Raw genomic sequence first — 20,377 nt, forward strand, 5'->3', positions numbered from 1 at the left:
GCGAGTGATTTTTGATATTTGAACAAATTGAGGTGCTTATTTATCGCTCTGTCCTACAGTTGTTTCACGTGAGAATTAAAGTCTGGTTTCTTCTTGATACGAGGCTTTTTATAGTGAAACAATAACTTAAGGAATGAGCAGCTATGCATTTAAACAACAGGACAGTGGCAAAGGGTGTTTTTACACTGAGCACTTTAACGGCCTCTTGCTTGATGGCTTTTAACAGCTATGCAGCCGTTGATTGCACGACACTAAGCCCTTGGGAATCGTCAAAAGTTTATACTGGCGGTAACAAGGTTCAGCACAGTGGTACCGCCTACCAAGCTAACTATTGGACTCAAGGTAACGATCCAGCCAACTTTTCTGGTGATTATGCCCAGTGGAAAGTGTTGGATGTTTGCGCCACTTCCGGTGGTGAGAACCAGCTACCGACCGCGAATCTCTCTTCACCTTCCGCAGCAGATGTGATTGCTGTCGGTGATACCGTAATATTAAGTGCGAACGCAACCGATAGTGACGGCAGCGTTGCTCGAGTCGAGTTTTCTGTCGATGGTGCAATTGTGGGTATAGTCACCACGGCACCTTATAAAGCCACGTGGGTCGCAACCGCTGGTCAGCATGAATTCAGTGTTGTAGCCATCGATGATAAAGGTGATGCCAGCGTGAAAAGTGCAACGACCTTAACGGTGAAAGAGGCACAACAACCAGGCAACCAGGCTCCAACTGTTGATATTACGCTCTCTGCGGTCTCCGTTGACGTGGGGGCTTTAGTCACCTTAACCGCAAACGCTGCTGATACTGATGGAAGCGTCGATAAAGTTGATTTCTTCGTTGCGGGAACGCTGGTTGGAACAGCTGTTAGTGCTCCGTATACCTTAGAATACACCGCGACAAAAGCGGGTAACTTGGCGGTGTTTGCACGCGCCACTGATAACCTTGGTGCGACGACAGATTCCACGTTAGCGACTTTAACAGTCAATGGCGCGCCAATAGCTAATAATTGTCGTCCTGATGGTTTATATCAAACCGAAGGTGTGAATGTACCTTATTGCACTGTTTACGATGCGGAAGGTCGTGAGATCATGGGGGCGGATCATCCACGTCGTGTTATCGGTTATTTCACCAGTTGGCGTGCGGGTGATGATCCGCAATCGGCTTACCTTGTAAAAGACATCCCGTGGGAGCAGCTCACGCACATTAACTATGCCTTCGTCAGCATAGGTTCCGATGGCAAAGTGAATGTAGGCGATGTGAACGATCCCAATAATGCGGCAGTGGGCAAAGAGTGGCCAGGGGTTGAGATTGATCCTGCATTAGGCTTTAAAGGTCATTTTGGTGCGTTGGCAACAGCGAAGAAAAAATTTGATGTTAAGACCTTAATTTCTATCGGAGGCTGGGCTGAAACTGGCGGGCACTTTGATACGGCAGGCAACCGTGTCGCCGATGGTGGTTTTTATACGATGACAACCAACGCGGATGGCTCTATCAACCACGCTGGTATTGAAAAATTTGCAACATCGGCTGTTGAAATGATTCGTAAATATCAATTCGATGGTGTCGATATCGACTATGAATATCCAACCTCAATGGCGGGCGCAGGTAATCCAGATGATAAAGCGATTATGGAACCTCGCCGTGCTTATTTATGGGCGTCGTACCAAGAGTTAATGAAGGTACTACGTCAGAAGCTTGATCAAGCATCGGCACAAGATGGCCACCATTACATGCTGACGATCGCAGCACCATCTTCTGGTTATCTATTGCGTGGTATGGAGACATTTGATGTCACTCAGTATCTTGATTATGTGAACATCATGTCTTATGACTTACACGGCGCATGGAATGATCACGTGGGTCACAACGCGGCTTTGTACGATACTGGTAAAGATTCAGAGTTAGCACAGTGGAACGTGTATGGTACGGCTCAATACGGTGGTATTGGTTATCTCAACACTGACTGGGCTTATCACTATTTCCGCGGCTCTATGCCCGCAGGGCGCATCAACATTGGTGTTCCTTACTACACGCGTGGCTGGCAAGGTGTCACGGGTGGAGAGAATGGTTTATGGGGGCGAGCGGCATTACCTAACCAAGCGGAATGTGCTCCGGGCACTGGTGAGGGTGAGAAAAACAACTGTGGCCACGGCGCGGTGGGTATTGACAACATGTGGCACGACACCGATCCGAAAGGAAACGAGATGGGCGCAGGTTCAAACCCAATGTGGCATGCCAAAAACCTAGAGAAGGGAATTTGGGGCTCTTACGCCCAAGCTTATAACCTTGATCCAGTGAATGAGCCTGCCGATCAACTTGTCGGTCTTTACCAACGTCACTACGACAGCGTTGCTGTCGCGCCTTGGCTGTGGAATGCCGATAAAGGGGTGTTCTTATCAACTGAAGATAAAGAGTCTATCAACACCAAAGCCGATTATGTCATCGATAAAGAGATCGGCGGCATCATGTTTTGGGAGTTAGCAGGCGATTATAACTGTTATGTCTTGGACGCTAATGGTCAACGCACTCAAGTGGATTCAACAGAGCAAGCTTGTGCAAGTGGAAATGGCGAATACCACATGGGTAATACCATGACGAAAGCAATTTATGACAAGTTTAAGTCGGCAACGCCTTATGGTAACACGCTTGCAACAGGAACGATTGCCAGTGAAACCGTAGACATCGCGGTCTCCGTTGGTGGATTTAAGGTGGGTGATCAAAACTACCCAATCAATCCGAAAATCAGCTTTACTAACAACACAGGTCAAGAGATCCCAGGTGGTACTGAGTTCCAGTTTGATATCCCCGTATCTGCACCGGATAATGCTAAAGACCAATCTGGTGGTGGTTTGAAGGTGATTGCTTCTGGCCATACTCGCGCCAACAACGTCGGTGGTTTAGACGGTGTCATGCACCGCGTAGCGTTTAGTTTACCTAATTGGAAAGCTCTGCCCGCAGGCGGCGTGTATGAGTTGGATATGGTTTACTATCTGCCTATTTCTGGGCCTGCAAATTACAGCGTAAACATTAATGGTGTCGATTACGCCTTCAAGTTTGAACAACCGGATCTTCCACTTGCTGACCTATCTTCTGGTGGCAGTGACGGTGGAGATACTGGCGGTGGCGATACCGGTGGTACCACGAATCCTAGCAATGTCATTACTTGGGTTCCCGGATCTACACAGGTGAAAACTGGCGATGTTGTGACTTACAACGGGAAATGTTTTATTGCCAAAAACAACCCCGGCGTTTGGGAGTCACCGACTCAGTCAAATTGGTTTTGGGATGCAACAACGTGCCCATAACTAAGCGTGATTAATCGGTATGTTTTGAACTCAGTGTAAAGTAAGAAGCCTTAGCGTGTGCTAAGGCTTCATTTTAATGAGGGATAAATTGAGTGGGCAAAAAATATAGGTTTAGAATTGATAACTTTCGGGTACCACAACAATGCCATTTTCTGAAATACGGAAACGCTGGGCATCTTCAACTGGGTTTAAGCCAATTTGGGTATGTGGAGGGATTTTTACATGTTTATCAATAATACATCTCATGAGCTGACACCCTGCGCCGACTTCAACATCATCAAATAAAATGCTATCGACCACTGTTGCACCATCATCAATTCTGACGTTTGAAGAAATAATGGAGTGTTGTACAGAACCTCCAGAGTTAATCACACCGTTTGAAATAATCGAATTAATGAATATACCTTCGTTACCTGTTGCAGAAGAAACCGTGCGCGCAGGTGGGTATTGCGCTTCGTATGTTCGAATGGCCCAGTTTTTTTGGTATAAGTTCATTGGTGGAACGGGTTCGAGTAAATCCATGTTAGCGTTATAAAAAGAATCAAGTGTTCCGACATCTCGCCAGTAACAATCTTTAGCGACTCGCCCCCGGTCACCGCAAAACTCATACGCATAAACAGCATGGCTTTCAATCAATTTGGGAATGATGTCATTGCCAAAATCGTGACTCGAGTTTTCCAGTTCAGCATCATTAATCAAAGCACTTTTTAATACTTCCATATCAAAAATGTAGATCCCCATAGAAACTAAGCTGCGATGCGGATTATTAGGCATGGAGGGTGGGTCACTTGGTTTTTCGATGAATGAGGTGATCTTGAAGTCATTATCCACATTCATCACGCCAAAGGCAGAAGCTTGTTCTCTTGGGACATCCATGCAGGCGATAGTCAGTGCAGCATTTTTTTGCTTATGAGCTTCGAGCATAGAGGCATAGTCCATCCGGTAGATATGATCACCAGATAAAACAACGACGTGTTTGGCATCACTGCGTGAAAGTAGCCACATATTGTGATAGATAGCGTCCGCCGTTCCTTCGTACCATTTTCCGCCTTTTCTCATCTGCGGGGGGATCACAGAAATGAATTCGCCGAGTTCTGGATTGAAAATAGACCAGCCATCACGTAAATGTTTTTGTAATGAATGAGATTTATATTGAGTCAGGACCAAAATCTTTCGCAGCCCTGAGTGTAGGCAGTTGGTGAGTGTAAAATCAATGATTCGATATTTTCCACCAAAGGGTACAGCCGGTTTTGCTCTGTCATCGGTTAGCGGAGATAGCCGCGAACCGACGCCACCGGCTAACACAACGGTTAGTGTTTCTTGCATCTTATTTCTCCCTAAATATGTGCAATCTATTTACCATATTAGAGAGTAGTACAAGTTTTAAGCCAAAAGTAAAAATGATAGCGAACAATATGTTACAAACTGAGTTTGTGATAATTGCACGAAAATAAACCCGTTTTATTCCTCAATGAACTTAAATGGTGCTAATTGTTAAGCAAATTCTTCCATCTCGACACTGGTCAATACCGAGACAAGATTACGCCCCGAAGCTTTTGACTCATACAATGCAATATCGGCCCGTTTATACACTTCTTCTGGTTTTTCTGTAATGTCAGTGATGCCACCGCTGATCGACACTTCTAAACGATGATTTAAGTGAACGGCTACTCGTAAACGGTGCATGACCAACTCAGCTTCTGCCAGTGGTGTATGAGGCATAATGATGGCAAACTCTTCGCCTCCGATGCGAGCTAAAAAGTCCGTTTCTCTTAGGTGCTCACTTAATTGTGTTGCGACAGAACGAATGATCTTATCGCCTTCTGCATGGCCTAATTTATCATTAATGCGTTTAAAATGATCGATATCAATAATCGCTAAGCACGACTGCACTTGAGCTTGGTAACGTTTTACGCGTAAGCATTCGGATCGCATTTCTTGATCAAATTTCCTGCGGTTCCAAATGTTGGTGAGCGCATCTTTCTCGCTGAGCTCACGCAGGCGATTTTCTAGCTCTTTGCGATGGCTAATATCAACAAATGAGGCCACATAAAACTGAATAATTCCGTTTGAATCACGGATGGTTTGAATACGTAAGATCTCGGTTTGCATTGAGCCATCTTTACGCTTATTAATGACTTCACCTTCCCATAGCCCTTCGTCTTGCAGCACTTTCCACATATTCATGTAAAAAGCTTGATTGTGTTTACCGGAGGAAAAAACGGAAGGTTGTTTACCTCTTACCTCGGCTAAGGTGTAGCCACTGATCCGGGTAAACTCATTGTTTACTTTGATAATACGGTTATTACGATCGGTAATCACCATAGCGGACATACCATTCATCGCCGCTCTAGCCAGTTTGCTCTCAATACTGTTTTTATCGTGGTTTGCGTTCCAACGAATAAAACCGGCGGCAATCGTCACTACTAATAGCGCGATGCCAACCGCTTGAAAGCCAATTTTTAGCTCTGTGGCAGAAAGCAATTTATTGAGGGCATCACCATTTAATGACTGAATTAGGTAAATTGGCTCCATTTCTGGGAATATGGATTGCAAAGGAACTTGAGTAAAACTATACCAGCAGTTGTTATCCCATACCGTGCCAGAAGCTTGCTCTTGCATACTTTTCCAGAGTATAGGGGCGACACTGTTAATATTCAGCAGGTGGTATTTCGACGGGTTTTCTTGCTGAGATAAGATCTCATTTTCATGATGAATATACTGCCCCTTGAAACTGATGATGTCTGGGCGACTCAGTGAATTTAACCTCTGGTTAAATTTTTTGTACAACTGGGTTAAATTAAGATTTGCTACAAAATAGCCTTGCCTTTTTCCATCAAAATCTATTGGTGCAATAATCCTAAATACTGCGGTTATCTGGGAAGTAGTACCATAATTTTCTTCTTCTCTTTCACTATCAACACCGAAGATCCCAATTTGGTTTGGGGAAAGGTTTTGTGCATACTGAAAATAGTCTCGGTGCAATTTGTTTTTTAGTTGTGATCTTGGTACTGCTTCTGTTGATCCATTACTCTGATTCACGCGAATTAATTCGTTACCCGCTATATCAAAAAGCCTGAGCCGAGAATAAAGGGTTTGAATACGAGCTGCTAATAACCAAAACGCCTGTACCGCTTCGATATTTTCGGTGGAGGGAAGACGTAATGCGTTGTACAACATGGTGTTGTTTGACAATATTTGAGTGGAATTGTAAACGTCATTAAACGCAGTAAGCAGTTCGTGCTTATTGTATTCGAGTTGAGAATGGCTTTTTTGTTCGATCATTTGCACAGTTTGTTCATGAGCTTTGTCGAATTCTTTGACGAAATAAAGAAAGGGCACAACCCCAAGCACGACACTAACAAATAGCCATTGAGCTAAGTATTTATAGAAAGAGCGAAACATAGCGGCACATATAAGTTATTGAGTGCATAGTATATCGCTGATATATGAGAAGTCGCTTCCAAATATCTGATATCGTGGAGTACATCAAATTTGTGGGGTAATTCTGTTGATACAAAGAGTAAAAAGAAGCGCACAAGTAGCGAAGAAGCATTATGCGCTTAAGCCTGAAGGCCGCTTTACGTTTTAGAACTGAAAACGAACATTCATGACGATCTGTGGGCCGTAAACGCCGTTGTTTTTGGTTTCAGCTCCTAACGATAATTGTTCGGTAGAGTGAAAACGTAATCCAGCGCAAAATACTGAGTGTTCATCGTTCTTGCCCAGTTTAATATTGGCTTCAATTTGGCTAGATAGCCAAATCCGGCTGCCAATATTAAACTCCAGTTGGGTTTCACTTTTGCCACCCTGTTCATCGGTAGGTTTAACGTTGTGAACAAGCATTTGTCCGTAAACATCGGCAAATTGGTTAATTGGGCCGTTAAAGCCAATTCCGCCAGCAGCATCCCAATCTCCGTCAAATCTCGAATCGTAACGAGCAACCAGGTGTGTATTATCGGTTAAATAAGTACTAAATTCTGCACCTGAGGATTCAGGGCTGATAGCGGTTCTGACTTCAAAAAAGTTATAATTAAAATTGTTAGCTTGCGCAGAGAAAGAAAGAACGCATGACAAACCGACTAGGCCTAGTGAGTACGCTTTTTTATACATGTACGCTTCGTCCTGAAAAGATGAAAATTAAGCTGAATAAGATACAGCAATGACCTGCAAATTACAGGCCATTTTCACAAAAAAATCCATCTTATTTTTTGCGTTTTACCATCAAGAGAGCAATAAACAGCAATGATTATAAAACTTGGATCTGATCCACTTCGATTTCAGGCGTCAGTCCTCCTTCATATTCGCCATAAAGGCGAACCTTAGTCTCGGCATTGAGTGGCGCTGTGAAGTGAATATCATCATCCAGTTCTACTTGAATCTCACCGTTGCCATCACTGAATACGAATGTGTCTTTTCTGATTTGACGAATCAACTTTCCTTCAACCACAACATGCTTTTCTGTAAACATATTGGTGTCTTTTAGCAACGATTCCACAGACGTAAGTTCGATAGGACCATTGTAATTGATGGCATTACTGTTTTGGTTATGGTTACCTGCAAAAGCGAAAACAGGAGCAATAATCATCGAAGCTGCGAGGACTAGTGTTGTACGTTTCATTTTTAATTCCTTTATGGGTTTGTTGTTTTGATGAAGCGATTTAAACACTAAGATGTTGAACACACTCTGAGCGGAGCATTAATATTCCATTCATTTTATTGAGTGAGTAGCAGCTGTGACGGTATGATTACCAGCAAACGCCTATCGTAGAGTTAATATGGAATCAACATTAAGGTCATTGATGGTGCAGGGCACCACTTCCGATGCTGGAAAAAGTGTGCTAGTGGCAGGCTTATGCCGAGTGTTAGCACGTCGAGGAATAAAAGTAGCCCCTTTTAAGCCACAAAACATGGCGCTCAATAGTGCGGTGACGGCCGATGGTGGCGAAATCGGGAGAGCGCAAGCTGTTCAGGCTCAAGCGTGTGGCGTTGAGCCAACGGTACACATGAACCCTGTATTACTCAAGCCAAATTCAGACACGGGTGCGCAGGTTATCCTGCAAGGCAGAGCGCTCTCTAATATGGAAGCAACGGGTTATCACGATTATAAGAAAGTCGCGATGAATACTGTGCTTGATTCCTACGCTCGGTTACAAGCCGAGTATCAAAGTGTCATGATTGAAGGGGCGGGAAGCCCGGCTGAAATTAACCTACGCGAAAACGACATTGCTAACATGGGGTTTGCTGAAGCGGCCGATGTACCTGTAATTATCATTGCCGATATTGATAGAGGCGGTGTATTTGCTCATCTGTATGGCACGTTAGCACTGCTTTCTGAATCGGAACAGCTGCGTGTAAAAGGGTTTGTGATTAACCGCTTTCGAGGTGATATTGCGTTACTGCAATCTGGCCTTGATTGGTTAGAAGCCAAAACGGGTAAACCCGTCATTGGTGTGCTGCCTTATTTACATGGCTTTGATTTAGAAGCTGAAGATGCGATCACTCAAGCGCAAACCCTCAGCAGCAACAGTAAATTGAATATTGTGGTGCCAGTGTTAACTCGCATTAGTAACCATACTGATTTTGATGCGCTGCGTTTAAACCCTGATATTGATTTACGTTATGTGGGAAAGGGTGAACGGATCGAAAATGCGGATCTGATTCTGCTTCCGGGCAGTAAATCTGTAAGGGACGATCTTGCGTATCTTCGCTCGCAAGGTTGGGATCAGGATATCAAACGTCACTTGCGTTTCGGAGGCAAAGTGATGGGCATTTGTGGTGGTTACCAAATGTTAGGTCGGGTAATTCGTGATCCACTTGGCGTTGAAGGTGAAGCGGGTGAAAGTGAAGGACTGGGGTTGTTGAACGTCAGTACAGAACTCACCGCTGAAAAAACGCTCAGGAATGTTCAAGGCGAGCTTATTTTACCGCAAGGTAAAGCGAAGGTCTCAGGCTACGAGATCCACGTTGGACGCACAACGCTTGATGATGCATCATCCTCAGCAATCATCACGTTAGACAATGGCAACAGTGACGGTTTATTAAGTGATTGCCAGCAAGTGTTGGGGACTTACATGCACGGAATTTTTGATAGTTTTCCCGCAACTGAGCTTATCTGTCACTGGGCTGGTGCCGCTGATATAAGTTATTACGATCATGTGACGCAAAAAGAACAAGCCATTAACCGCATTGCGGATGCGATTGAAGAGCATTTGAACTTGGCCTTATTATGGCCAGAATTAACGGAGCGTTAACATGAGAAAAATACTGCTCTCTATCGCCGCCATGCTGTGCTGCACGGCGGTTTATGCACAAGAGAAAATCACTGTTTATGCAGCGTCATCCATGACGAATGCGGTTAATGAATTGATTGCGGCTTACCAGCCGAAACAACCGTTAGATATTGTGCCCGTTTATGCGGGTTCATCCGCGCTTGCTCGTCAAATTGAGCAAGGTGCACCCGCGGATATTTTTATTTCAGCCAATGATAACTGGGTTACTCACTTGCTTAACAAGAACATTGTGACGAGCGATAAGGTCACATTGTTGGCTGGAAATCAGCTGGTGCTTATCGCCCCTCAATCGTCGAAGCTCAATTCGCTGGTGGTAAATGATGTTGCGGCATGGCTTGACGCCTTGAACGGTTCACGTTTAGCGATAGGTAACACAATGGCAGTGCCTGTGGGAATGTATGCCAAAGAGGCACTAGAAAAGTTAAAAGTGTGGTCGTCGCTCGCCCCTATGCTGGCTCAAACCAATAACGTACGTTTAGCGCTTGCGCTAGTGGAACGTCAAGAAGCCACACTTGGTATTGTATATAAGACGGATGCATTGATGAGCAATAAGGTCAAAGTGGTACACGAATTTGATTCAAGCCTACATAGCGCCATCCATTATCCTTTAGTGCAGCTAACTGAGCGTGATACGGTGAATCAATTCATGCTTTTTTTACGCAGCGATCAAGCAAAAAGTATCTTACAGAACTACGGTTTTAGCGTGATGACAGGAACGGATTCCTTTGCTTTCTGAGTACGAATGGGTTGCACTGCAACTGAGCTTAAAAGTCGCGATTTATACCGTGCTTTGGCTTTTACCGCTGGGAATGTTTTTTGCGTGGCTACTCGCCAGAAAGCAGTTTTGGGGTAAAAGTATACTAGATAGCCTAGTGCATTTGCCGCTCGTTTTACCGCCAGTGGTCGTGGGGTATCTTCTGTTGATCACCATGGGTAAACAAGGCGTAATTGGGCAGTGGTTTGATAATATGTTTGGCTTGCGTTTCAGCTTCAGTTGGCGTGGAGCCGTGTTGGCGTGTGTCATCATCGCACTGCCCTTGATGGTTCGTGCGATTCGTTTAAGCCTTGAAAGCGTCGATCCTAAGTTAGAGCAAGCGGCTCGAACCTTAGGCGCTTCACCACTCAAAGTTTTTTTGACCATTACATTACCCTTAACGATACCCGGGCTGATCACTGGCGCGATGCTCTCTTTTGCTCGCAGCCTAGGCGAGTTTGGGGCCACCATTAGCTTTGTGTCCAATATTCCCGGTGAAACACAAACGCTTCCTCTTGCGATGTATAACTTTTTAGAAACGCCAGGAGCCGAAATGGAAGCGATGCGTTTGTGTATTATCTCCATCGCGATTGCCTTGGCTTCGTTATTCATTTCTGAAGTGATTAGCCGCCGAATGACGCGGCGCTTAGGGACTCAATGATGAGTGGGTTAAAGATTCAATTTGAAAAACAGTTAGGTGATATCAAGCTTAATGCGGATTTGGTTTTACCAAGCCGTGGTATTTGTGCGGTTTTCGGGCGTTCAGGGGCGGGGAAAACCTCCTTCATCAATATTATCAGTGGATTGGTGAAGCCTGAACTTGGTGAAATCGAGATCAATGGCCGCATCCTATTTAGTCAACAAAAAAAGATAAACTTGCCTGTTGAGAAGCGCAATGTTGGTTACGTTTTTCAAGATGCTCGATTGTTTCCACATTACACCGTTCATGGCAATTTAAACTATGGTGTCAAAAAAAAAGATGCCGACCACTTCGCCGCTATCGTAAAATTATTGGCTTTAGCGCCATTACTTACACGTTATCCGCATGATTTATCGGGTGGGGAGAAACAGCGAGTAGCGATTGGCCGAGCCTTACTATCCAAGCCAGATATTTTATTGATGGATGAGCCGTTGGCATCGCTCGATATGCCGCGCAAACGTGAAGTGATGCCTTTTTTGGAAGAGCTGGCTCATAGCGTACATATTCCAATTCTCTATGTGACGCACAGCATGAATGAAATTTTGCGTCTGGCTAATCATTTAGTTGTGTTAGAACAGGGCGCTGTGCTGATAAGCGGTGAGCTAGAGCAAGTGTGGTCTTCAAATTATATGCGTCCTTGGCAATCATTTACCGACCAAAGTAGTCTGTTTTCTGCCCACATCTGCCAGCACAACAAAGATTATGCGCTCACACAAGTCTCGCTTGCAGATGATGTCAAACTTTGGGTGCAATATGTGGAAGGCGAGGTAGGCTCTGCACTGCGATTACAGATCCGTGCAAATGATGTTTCGGTGGCGCTTGATAAACCAAACCGGACGTCAATTCGTAATATTCTGCCTGCACAGATTTGCCAGCTTGAAAAGCAGCCTCAAGGTACTGATAAACAGAGTGTGGGGATAAAACTCAAGTTAGGCGAAGGGTGTTACCTGTGGGCTACGGTAACCAAATGGGCGGCCGATGAGCTGCAATTGGATGTTGGCGATTCGCTGTATGTGCAAATTAAAGGCGTGAGCGTGTCGCAGCGTGATATCGTCTTAACGCATTAATGTTTTTCATTATTAATGTATTGATTCAATAACCTAAGCCTCTCTTATCTCGAGTTCAGGTTCAATAGAAAAAGCCGTCATATAAAATTGACGGCTTTATGCTCAATGGTGTGCGTTTTATTTTGCAAACACGTCTTTAAAGTCGCGTTTTAGAATCGGGTCGCGGCGTGCTTTTTTGATCTGTTTAACCATATCTTTCACACAGTTATGCAGCACTTGATCAAGAAGCTCTGCTCGGTATTCTTCTTTATCTTGGTCTGTCATCTCTTTCGGTAAATTCAATGTTGGGAACTCCTCCATGACATTGACACCAGCAAAAGCTTGGCTAACAGAGATCAACGCATGAAACTGTTCAAAATTATCCAACACACTTTGCGCACTGGCTGGTAGAGAGTTCCAAGACTCTCGTACCGCTTCTTCAGAGACTTCATGTATAGACACGACCATGTAGTACATCTCTTGTGGCACTTGATCAAATTCAATTACTTGGCGCAATTCTGGCGAGATGGCGTCTAAGTCCACTACAGGTTGTTCGGTTTGCTTTACTTCAGACATGAAGATATCTCTTTAGGGGAAAAGCTACATGCTAAAAATTTATAGCGAAAAGTCAATATTGTGCGCAAAATTAAACAAAGAAAGTGAATAAATCTATGTTATACGTAAGCATATGATTGAAATTTAAAGGGGTTACAGATGGTAAGTTCGGGCTCTTCTATGAGGATCTTGCTGGTCGATGACGTACAACTGGATCGAATGCAACTCACCATTCGTCTTAAACAGCTCGGTCATCACGTGGAAGCGGTTGCCAGTGGACAAGCGGCACTGGATATTTATCGAAAATTTGATCCAGAATTGATTTTGATGGATATTTCGATGCCCGGAATGAATGGTTTTGAATTGTCGAAAAAAATACGTTTACAACACCATGAATGGGTGCCGATTATCTTTTTAAGTGGACATGATGAACCATCGATGATTGCTAAAGCGATAGAGGCAGGTGGGGATGACTACTTAACCAAGCCAGTTGATAAGCTTGTGCTTAATTCCAAATTACTCGCGATGCAGCGTATTGCCAGCATGCGTCGAGAGCTGAAGCGAGCGACAGTCAAATTGGAAGAACTCAATCGAGTTTTGCAGCAGCAAGCGAATGAAGATGGTTTAACGCAGCTCTTCAATCGCCGATTTATGGACGATAAACTTAAAGAGATGATCAGCTGGCATGGGCGGCACAAATTTCCAATGAGCCTCATTTTGATCGATGTGGACTATTTCAAACGGTTTAACGATAACTACGGCCATATAGAAGGAGATAACTGCTTGATTAGCATTGCGCAAACGGTGAATCAGTTATTTGTGCGCACTGGTGAGTATGTAGGGCGATATGGCGGTGAAGAGTTTTTAGTGCTGCTGGGCAATGCCAATTATGAACAAGCACTGATTGCCGCTGAGCGAATCCAACAATCAATGATCAAGGCACACTATCCTCATCAATACAGCGAAATTGCTGATCATGTCACCTTATCTCAAGGTGTCATCTCGTTAACGCCGAATGGCACTGAGTCTATCGCTAATATTTACAATCTGGCCGACGAAGCCTTGTACCAAGCAAAGCATCAAGGTAGAAATTGCTTTATTTCTTACGATGTTACCAATGCAGCATTAAGCTAATACACACACTTCACTCGCTCTTTTTTGTTAGCACATAAGCAATATGGTCTACACTAGTACTAACGCTTTGGATTAGAAGTCAGGATGCATATATCAACTTTTTTGGCTTATGGGTGCACTTTATGGACGGATTGCAGTATTTTTCACCAGATAGGGTAGCGGACATGGTGGGTGAAGAGAATGTGAATGAGATGCTGTGCGGCTATCGAAAAAGCCTGTTGGAAGCTTTGAACAAACTTAGCAATGCGCTTTGTTGCAACCAAGTTGAGGTGATTCACCACATTTCACACACCATGAAATCGTCATCTCGGTTTGTCGGAGCGGATGTATTAGCATCTGAATTCCAGAAACTTGAAGCCGCAACTGATAATCTAACCAATGTTACTCAAGACACCGAGTTTTCAATCAGTTCTATCAATGATCAAAGTAAGTTGTTGTTGGACGAAATCAACCAATATATGAATAAATAAAACGATGAAGCTAAGTGAGAATCAAATGGAAAAAGTACATTTGAAAGTCATGTGCATAGATGATGATGTTTTTATGCTTAAAGCCATTGCTCGTTTGATCAGGCGTATTCGTCCAGAATGGGAAATTATACTTGTTTCAGAGCCACTAGATTGGTTGTCAGAATGGAATAAGCATAATTGCCAACCGCCAGCCATTATCATTTCAGATTTACTCATGCCGCATAAATGTGGCGATGAGCTTTTAAAAGAGGTAAAGCAGTCTTACCCGCAAGTAGTGAGAGCTCTTTTAACGGGGAATACGCAGGAGAATTTGCCTCAAAAAGCGCATGCGTATTCCCACTTCGTACTGCCTAAGCCATTCACACAAGAGGACTTTGAACGCTTATTTGAATGTACCGAACGTCTTTATCAAATGCCGTTTAACAGTGAGTGTCGAACTAAACTCGGAAGCTTGAAAGATCTTCCGGTGTTACCCAATTCGATACATCGTTTACAACAAACTATCGCCTCTCCTACTTGTGATCTTCAATCGATCGCAGACACCATTAGCCATGAGCCTGTATTAGTCGCACGAGTGTTTCAAATTGCCAATTCTTCTTACTTAGGTTTTCGTCGAACTACAGATTCACTATCGGAAGCTGTTGGACGTTTAGGCGCGACTTTAGTGGAGAGCATCGCCATATCGTTATTGAGCCATCACGCTAACAGCTTAGTTTCAAAAAAGGCCCACCAAGATATTTCAGAACAGGCGCTGAGGGTGAGCTATATATCCCGTTTACTGGCTAAAAACTTGGGGTACTCCCTACAAGATAAAGATCGGGTGTTTGTCTCAAGCTTGCTTACCGCAATCGGAAAATTGATTTTGATGGAGGAAGGCGCTGATATCCATAATGTTGATTCTTTCTTGGAGCTTCAACAAGAATATGCTGATTACTACATAGTAACGGCATATATGCTGATTATATGGGGATACGGTTCAGAGATTGGAGAGATCGTTCTTAATCAAAGTAAGAGTGATTTTTTTTCAGATGACAAATCTGTTGTACTTGGCAGTATTGTGGGGCTTGCAAATCGTATAGAAGCATGTAAGGAAAATGAGAGCTACCAAACACTGATTGACGGTGTACCAAGTTCCATTGCAAGCGTATTAGTTGAGCTAAAACCCATATTTATTGAGTAATTATATAATTACTTTTTTTGGTTAGAGGGAGCGAGCATGGCAATTAAAATTACAATAGCAGACGATTCAAAGATGTCGAGAAAAGCGGTAATGAGGGCGATTCCTGAAGAGTGGGATGTAGAAATCAACGAAGCCCAAAATGGCAAAGAAGCCCTAGTCAATTACCAAAATGGGTGCGCTGAAGTGATGTTTTTAGATTTGACGATGCCAGAAATGGATGGCTTCCAAGTCCTTGAATATTTGCATAGCATTGATGCTAAAAGTATTGTCATTGTCATTAGTGCCGATATTCAACCTTTTGCTCAGCAGCGCGTAAGAGAACTCGGTGCAGTCACCTTTTTGCAAAAACCACTTGACCCAGCACAGCTAAAACAAACATTGCACGAGGTAGGACTATTATGACAATGGCACTTTCAGAAGACCATAAAGACGCCCTGCAAGAATTTATGAATATCTCAATGGGCAGAGCAGCAAATAAACTTGCTACCTTGCTTAATTTGCACGTCACTATATCTGTACCCAGTATTGGAGTGGCAACGGATGAGGATTTAGCGCAACTGCAATCTTATGAAACCGATTATTACTACACTCGGCAGTCTTTTTTTGGTGGCATGGATGGTGAGTTAGTGACCTTAATGAGCAGAAAAGGCTGTGAACAGATAGTGAGCGATCTAAAACAATCAACAGGTGATGCTCAAGATGTCGTGAGCCTAGAAGAGAGCATTTTAGATATCTCGAATATTTTATCTGGTGCAAGTCTAAAGGGTCTATGTCAGCAAATAGACATAAAAACTAAAATTCAGTCTCCAGTGCTGTTTTATCCGTCAACACAGCCGATCCCCATTTCTCAGTGGAAGCTATCTTTAATTATGGAAATCTCTTTTTTAGTCGAAAAAGCGTCATTCTCTGCTAAAACCATCATCTGTTTTGCAGACAACGAATTGGATAAGGTACTCATTCACCTCGATGAGTTGATGTAGGAGTTTGGAATGGGAAAAAGCCGCTTACTGCTTTCTGATCTGCTGGATCAACTCTCTTTTGCGTTGTGCATAGTACGGCAGGATTACATTATCGTGAAAGCGAATGACTATTTCCAATCCCGAGTCATTTTTGATGGTGATGTGATGCAAGGAAAGAACATACTTGAACTATTTCCCCATTCCGCAGACTACCTTAAACGAAAAATTGATACGGCATTGGTGATTGAAACTTCAAGCTTTAGTAGCTGGGAGCAAAAGCCTCATCTACTGCCCTTTAAAAGCTCCCGCCCTGTATCGGGCGAAGAAGATCAGATGTATCAAGATTTGGAGATCATCCCTATTCATAGTGAAGATGGGACCATCGAGCATGTTTGTATATGTGTCTATGATGTAACGATACAAGCTAGCCAGCAGCAGGAACTTAAACGCATTTCTTATCAATTAGAGCAAGAACATCAAGCGCAAAAAGTGTTGATTAAAAAACTCGAAGATGCCCAAGGACAACTACTGCAATCAGAGAAAATGGCCTCTATTGGGCAGCTTTCGGCAGGCATTGCTCATGAGATCAATAATCCAGTGGGTTTTATCACATCCAATATTCAAACACTTAGTGACTATTTTCAAACGCTAGCCGCCGTTTTAGAAGGGATAAAACAACAGGTTTCACAAGCAAATAATACCGTTTTAGCGGCAAAGTGTGAGTCATTACTACAAGAGAAACAGATTGATTTTATTTTAGAAGATACGGCTGATTTGATTTCAGAATCACTAGAAGGTTCATCTCGAGTAATGGCCATTGTGAAAAATTTAAAAGAGTTTTCACACGTTGATGGTTCTGAATGGAGCTACGCAAATTTGGAAAACTGTATCGAATCAACGCTGAAAATCATCAATAACGAAATCAAATACAACATTACTTTAGAGAAAATATATCAAGAAAACGTGCCTGAAGTGTATTGCCAGCCAATGCAGATTAACCAAGTCCTTCTTAATATTCTTGTCAATGCAAGTCAGGCGATTGTCGGAGAAGGCACCATCACCATCTCATTAGCCAAGTTAAATGAGAAACAGGTTGAAATTCGCATTAAAGATACGGGAAGCGGTATTCCTGATGCGATTAAAGATCGCATCTTTGAACCCTTCTTTACCACCAAAGCGGTTGGGTCCGGCACAGGATTAGGTTTATCAGTTTCGTACGGGATCATCAAAGGTCATAAAGGCACCATTGCAGTTCATAGCGAAGTTAATAAAGGTACTGAATTCATCATTACGTTACCGATAGACGCAGTCGAATTGGCTACACTAGCAATAGAGTGAAAATGATCGTTATCTGATTAGGGAGTATGCATGTGAGTAAAACCCAGCAACAGGAAGAGAATAGACGCTTTCAAGAAGAACACAGCTTGGACTCAACATTTCACTACGTCGTACTTTCTTTGCTAGGAGTTATGTTTTCAAATCAATCACAAGAAGACAAGTTAGATCAGTTTATTACTCATGTTCAGCCTTTATTCCCTAATACACATATCGTGCTATTTTCTTACAATTCTGAGCAGAGGCTCAAGATACTGCGTTCTAGTTTTCCAATCACCGATGCAATGAAGTTAGGCACATACCCAACCTTAGCCGATACGGAGTTTAGTTACTTCCCTGATTTAGCCAATGATACGGGGAAATTCTCAGACTACCACAATGACTTTCCTGCTTGGAAAAGTGGCGTTACCTTTTCCGTCTCCTCACTGACGCGGCGCTATAGCCTGTTTCTTGCGCGAACAACGCTGAATGCTTTTGACTTAAGTGAATTAGAAAAAATCCAAGAAGGCATGTTACTGGTTGAGATGGCCTTAAAATTACTGTCGTCTATGCGGGAGAGTAGTAGTGATCTTCAACGAAATGAGCAAGATGCAAAAAGGGTTTCTTTAGGTAAATTGGCTGCCGGTGTTGCGCATGAAATCAATAATCCACTCGGCTTTGTGATGAGTAATTTCAACACGTTAAGTTCCTATCTTGCCCAAGTGACGGCACACCCAGAGATCCAGCAGATCAACGACCGTCAGTTGGCAGAAATACTTGATGATAGCGAGTCTATCATTGTGGAAAGTTTAGAGGGGCTTTCGCGTATTAAAAACATTGTAGCGAGCTTGAATGTGTATTATCACGAGTCCAAATTATCAGTTGGAATGGTCGATTTAAGAGACGTGGTTAGCTCTGCAACTAATATGGTGTTGGGTGAAATGAAGCTGAAAGCACGCTTAAATTATGAACCTCCTCAAATACCATTTTATGTTCTAGGGCAAACCCATAAGCTCCAACAAGTACTGATTAATTTGTTAGTCAATGCGTTACAGTCATTCTCTCATACTGATGGTGAAGTCACTGTCGCCTTGTATATGGAAAACAGCTTATTAATCGAGAATAAATCGAGTGTCTGTCTATCTGTATGCGATAACGGTAAAGGCATTTGTCCGGAAGATTTAGTGTACGTTTTTGATCCTTTTTTTACCACCAAGCGTATCGGTGATGGCGCAGGACTTGGATTATCTGTTGCGAAAGAAATCATAGAAGAGCACCTCGGAAAAATTGAAATTCAGTCGACGATAGGTCAAGGAACCTGCGTCTATATTCGTTTACCGCTTTATGTTGCACCTCATCATTCGATGAAAGGATTGGGGTAATTGTATGTTTCGATATAAAGAAATTCTGCTTGTAGATGATGAGCCAGCGGTACTTAAAGCTTTAACTCGTGAATTCAAACCGCATTTTTCTGTGGTTCATTGTGCGAGTAGCGGTCTTGAGGCTCTGACTATTTTAGAGCGGCACCCTATCGAAATTGTGATTTCTGATTATCGAATGCCTAATATGGATGGGACAGAGCTGGTCGTCAATATTCGCAATAAGTATCCTCATGTTGTAACCATTATTCTATCTGGTCAAGCTGACATCAAAGGTTTGTCTCGTGCTTTGAACGAAGGGAAATTGCATCGTTTTCTCCAAAAACCATGGGATAGAGAGGAGCTGATTGAAACTATACGTTTGAGTTTATTGGAGCGTGAAGCATTGCTAGGTAGTGATGTGCTGACGAACTTAAAAAACCGGCGTACGTTAGATGAACAGATTATCGAATTGAAAAAACATGGTGACTCCTCATACGCTTTGGTCATGGTGAATATTGCTAATCTAGACGAAATTAACCATCAATACGGCGGAGCGCTTGGTAATCAATTTATTAAAACGCTGGCGTGGCATCTGAGTGATGGTAATACAGAGCCGGAAACCATATATCGCTACAAAGATAAGCTGTTTATGTGCATTCCATACAGCCCCAAAGGTTATCAAGTTGTGATGCGCCTATGTTCGCGACTCTCTCAGCCTGTTGAAGTCGACACACATCTTATTAAAACCAGATACACGGTTTTGCTCTGTGATGTCAAATCGTTGCATCAAGTCGATGATATATCTATTGCTGACCTTAATGAACGCTCGCGAGTGCGTTTGCATCATCAACTGCCGATTTACTGGCTCGATAATGATCCTCAATCCCGAGAGTTATTGGCGCTATTTTCTGTATTAAACGATATCGATAGACGCTATTTCTGCGCGTTTTATCAGCCGCAACTGTCGACGGTAACTGGTGATGTTTGTGGATTTGAAGCATTAGCTAGGCGCAAAACAGTTGAGAATGGGTGGCAATATCCAGCCAGCTTCTTACCCATAATTGAACAGTATGGTTTAACTACAGTGTTGACCGAAAAAATATTGGAAGACGTACTGATGTTCATCAAACAACATCAGAAACTAATTAAAGATCGAAATATCAGTGTTAATGTGCCTGGGAACATTGATCTGCTCCAGCCAGACTGGACACTTCATTAAGCGACATTTTTATTTTCAAAGTTAACTGGACTTAGATACCCAAGAGCACTGTGCCTTCTTGTCCGATTATAATCAACCTCGATGTATTCAAAG

19 protein-coding genes are annotated in these 20,377 nt (G+C 43.2%); 13 read left to right on the top strand and 6 right to left on the bottom strand.

All coding sequences use genetic code 11. The features are described from left to right. The first annotated feature begins 143 nt into the window (after positions 1-143). Positions 144-3,299 carry a glycosyl hydrolase family 18 protein gene (locus tag EXZ60_RS09040; protein ID WP_277435589.1) on the top strand — a complete coding sequence of 1,052 codons (3,156 nt, stop codon included), beginning with the start codon at positions 144-146 and terminating at the stop codon, positions 3,297-3,299. A 111-nt stretch (positions 3,300-3,410) separates the two neighbouring features. Here the strand turns inward: EXZ60_RS09040 and glgC are convergent, their stop codons facing one another. The 4 genes from glgC to EXZ60_RS09060 all read right to left on the bottom strand — a co-directional run bounded on the left by glgC (position 3,411) and on the right by EXZ60_RS09060 (position 7,920). Continuing rightward, on the bottom strand, positions 3,411-4,625 hold the full coding sequence (gene glgC, locus EXZ60_RS09045; protein ID WP_013867890.1) for a glucose-1-phosphate adenylyltransferase: 1,215 nt from the start codon (positions 4,623-4,625) through the stop codon (positions 3,411-3,413). Positions 4,626-4,793: 168 nt separating this feature from the next. Then, positions 4,794-6,704: a diguanylate cyclase gene (locus tag EXZ60_RS09050; protein WP_277435590.1), complete on the bottom strand. Its 1,911-nt coding sequence runs from the start codon at positions 6,702-6,704 to the stop codon at positions 4,794-4,796. Positions 6,705-6,887: 183 nt separating this feature from the next. Then, complete coding sequence (locus tag EXZ60_RS09055; RefSeq protein ID WP_017042364.1) at positions 6,888-7,412, bottom strand: hypothetical protein; 525 nt, start codon at positions 7,410-7,412, stop codon at positions 6,888-6,890. A gap of 136 nt (positions 7,413-7,548) precedes the next feature. Then, on the bottom strand, positions 7,549-7,920 hold the full coding sequence (locus tag EXZ60_RS09060; protein ID WP_026027200.1) for a NirD/YgiW/YdeI family stress tolerance protein: 372 nt from the start codon (positions 7,918-7,920) through the stop codon (positions 7,549-7,551). Between the two features lie 157 nt (positions 7,921-8,077). Between EXZ60_RS09060 and EXZ60_RS09065 the strand changes: the two genes are divergently transcribed. The 4 genes from EXZ60_RS09065 to modC are packed head-to-tail and all read left to right on the top strand — an operon-like array spanning position 8,078 to position 12,113. Further along, positions 8,078-9,553, top strand: coding sequence for a cobyric acid synthase (locus EXZ60_RS09065; protein WP_277435591.1), 1,476 nt, complete (start codon positions 8,078-8,080; stop codon positions 9,551-9,553). 1 nt (position 9,554) lies between these two features. Next, on the top strand, positions 9,555-10,328 hold the full coding sequence (gene modA / locus EXZ60_RS09070; RefSeq protein WP_277435592.1) for a molybdate ABC transporter substrate-binding protein: 774 nt from the start codon (positions 9,555-9,557) through the stop codon (positions 10,326-10,328). Further along, positions 10,318-11,007, top strand: a complete 690-nt coding sequence (modB, locus tag EXZ60_RS09075; RefSeq protein ID WP_010318433.1) for a molybdate ABC transporter permease subunit — start codon at positions 10,318-10,320, stop codon at positions 11,005-11,007. Before modA ends, modB begins: the two co-directional genes overlap by 11 nt. After that, positions 11,007-12,113, top strand: coding sequence for a molybdenum ABC transporter ATP-binding protein ModC (modC, locus tag EXZ60_RS09080; protein WP_194663701.1), 1,107 nt, complete (start codon positions 11,007-11,009; stop codon positions 12,111-12,113). The genes modB and modC overlap by 1 nt, the downstream gene beginning before the upstream one ends. 117 nt (positions 12,114-12,230) lie before the next feature. Here modC and EXZ60_RS09085 read toward each other — a convergent pair whose 3' ends face one another. Next, entirely contained in the window at positions 12,231-12,668 is a 438-nt protein-coding gene (locus tag EXZ60_RS09085; protein WP_277435593.1) for a DUF3069 domain-containing protein, read from the bottom strand. A 138-nt stretch (positions 12,669-12,806) separates the two neighbouring features. Here EXZ60_RS09085 and EXZ60_RS09090 point away from each other — a divergent pair, with 138 nt between their 5' ends. The 8 genes from EXZ60_RS09090 (at position 12,807) to EXZ60_RS09125 (ending at position 20,284) form a co-directional block, all read left to right on the top strand. Beyond that, positions 12,807-13,781: a diguanylate cyclase gene (locus EXZ60_RS09090; RefSeq protein ID WP_019282212.1), complete on the top strand. Its 975-nt coding sequence runs from the start codon at positions 12,807-12,809 to the stop codon at positions 13,779-13,781. Positions 13,782-13,945: 164 nt separating this feature from the next. After that, complete coding sequence (locus tag EXZ60_RS09095) at positions 13,946-14,251, top strand: Hpt domain-containing protein (protein WP_194663700.1); 306 nt, start codon at positions 13,946-13,948, stop codon at positions 14,249-14,251. Positions 14,252-14,255: 4 nt separating this feature from the next. Then, positions 14,256-15,431 (top strand): HDOD domain-containing protein, encoded by a 1,176-nt coding sequence (locus tag EXZ60_RS09100; RefSeq protein WP_277435594.1) that lies wholly within the window; start codon positions 14,256-14,258, stop codon positions 15,429-15,431. 36 nt (positions 15,432-15,467) lie between these two features. Then, positions 15,468-15,833, top strand: coding sequence for a response regulator (locus tag EXZ60_RS09105; protein ID WP_019282209.1), 366 nt, complete (start codon positions 15,468-15,470; stop codon positions 15,831-15,833). After that, positions 15,830-16,411, top strand: a complete 582-nt coding sequence (locus EXZ60_RS09110) for a chemotaxis protein CheC (RefSeq protein WP_277435595.1) — start codon at positions 15,830-15,832, stop codon at positions 16,409-16,411. Before EXZ60_RS09105 ends, EXZ60_RS09110 begins: the two co-directional genes overlap by 4 nt. A gap of 9 nt (positions 16,412-16,420) precedes the next feature. Then, positions 16,421-17,728, top strand: a complete 1,308-nt coding sequence (locus EXZ60_RS09115) for an ATP-binding protein (protein WP_064626200.1) — start codon at positions 16,421-16,423, stop codon at positions 17,726-17,728. A 26-nt stretch (positions 17,729-17,754) separates the two neighbouring features. After that, entirely contained in the window at positions 17,755-19,086 is a 1,332-nt protein-coding gene (locus EXZ60_RS09120) for an ATP-binding protein (RefSeq protein ID WP_277435596.1), read from the top strand. Between the two features lie 4 nt (positions 19,087-19,090). Beyond that, complete coding sequence (locus EXZ60_RS09125) at positions 19,091-20,284, top strand: response regulator (protein ID WP_277435597.1); 1,194 nt, start codon at positions 19,091-19,093, stop codon at positions 20,282-20,284. Here EXZ60_RS09125 and EXZ60_RS09130 read toward each other — a convergent pair. Further along, the coding region (locus tag EXZ60_RS09130) for an IS3 family transposase (RefSeq protein ID WP_194584830.1) at positions 20,281-20,377 on the bottom strand (97 nt) is incomplete at its 5' end. The genes EXZ60_RS09125 and EXZ60_RS09130 overlap by 4 nt on opposite strands.

The organism is Vibrio sp. 1151_11 (genome assembly GCF_029478525.1).
Classification (GTDB): Bacteria; Pseudomonadota; Gammaproteobacteria; order Enterobacterales; family Vibrionaceae; genus Vibrio; species Vibrio anguillarum.

Excerpts from the sequence above, each read along its gene's own strand:
- EXZ60_RS09040 (WP_277435589.1), top strand. The coding sequence starts at position 144 with ATGCATTTAAACAACAGGACAGTGGCAAAGGGTGTTTTTACACTGAGC.
- glgC (WP_013867890.1), bottom strand. The coding sequence starts at position 4,625 with ATGCAAGAAACACTAACCGTTGTGTTAGCCGGTGGCGTCGGTTCGCGG.
- EXZ60_RS09050 (WP_277435590.1), bottom strand. The coding sequence starts at position 6,704 with ATGTTTCGCTCTTTCTATAAATACTTAGCTCAATGGCTATTTGTTAGT.
- EXZ60_RS09055 (WP_017042364.1), bottom strand. The coding sequence starts at position 7,412 with ATGTATAAAAAAGCGTACTCACTAGGCCTAGTCGGTTTGTCATGCGTT.
- EXZ60_RS09060 (WP_026027200.1), bottom strand. The coding sequence starts at position 7,920 with ATGAAACGTACAACACTAGTCCTCGCAGCTTCGATGATTATTGCTCCT.
- EXZ60_RS09065 (WP_277435591.1), top strand. The coding sequence starts at position 8,078 with ATGGAATCAACATTAAGGTCATTGATGGTGCAGGGCACCACTTCCGAT.
- modA (WP_277435592.1), top strand. The coding sequence starts at position 9,555 with ATGAGAAAAATACTGCTCTCTATCGCCGCCATGCTGTGCTGCACGGCG.
- modC (WP_194663701.1), top strand. The coding sequence starts at position 11,007 with ATGAGTGGGTTAAAGATTCAATTTGAAAAACAGTTAGGTGATATCAAG.
- EXZ60_RS09085 (WP_277435593.1), bottom strand. The coding sequence starts at position 12,668 with ATGTCTGAAGTAAAGCAAACCGAACAACCTGTAGTGGACTTAGACGCC.
- EXZ60_RS09090 (WP_019282212.1), top strand. The coding sequence starts at position 12,807 with ATGGTAAGTTCGGGCTCTTCTATGAGGATCTTGCTGGTCGATGACGTA.
- EXZ60_RS09095 (WP_194663700.1), top strand. The coding sequence starts at position 13,946 with ATGGTGGGTGAAGAGAATGTGAATGAGATGCTGTGCGGCTATCGAAAA.
- EXZ60_RS09100 (WP_277435594.1), top strand. The coding sequence starts at position 14,256 with ATGAAGCTAAGTGAGAATCAAATGGAAAAAGTACATTTGAAAGTCATG.
- EXZ60_RS09105 (WP_019282209.1), top strand. The coding sequence starts at position 15,468 with ATGGCAATTAAAATTACAATAGCAGACGATTCAAAGATGTCGAGAAAA.
- EXZ60_RS09110 (WP_277435595.1), top strand. The coding sequence starts at position 15,830 with ATGACAATGGCACTTTCAGAAGACCATAAAGACGCCCTGCAAGAATTT.
- EXZ60_RS09115 (WP_064626200.1), top strand. The coding sequence starts at position 16,421 with ATGGGAAAAAGCCGCTTACTGCTTTCTGATCTGCTGGATCAACTCTCT.
- EXZ60_RS09120 (WP_277435596.1), top strand. The coding sequence starts at position 17,755 with ATGCATGTGAGTAAAACCCAGCAACAGGAAGAGAATAGACGCTTTCAA.
- EXZ60_RS09125 (WP_277435597.1), top strand. The coding sequence starts at position 19,091 with ATGTTTCGATATAAAGAAATTCTGCTTGTAGATGATGAGCCAGCGGTA.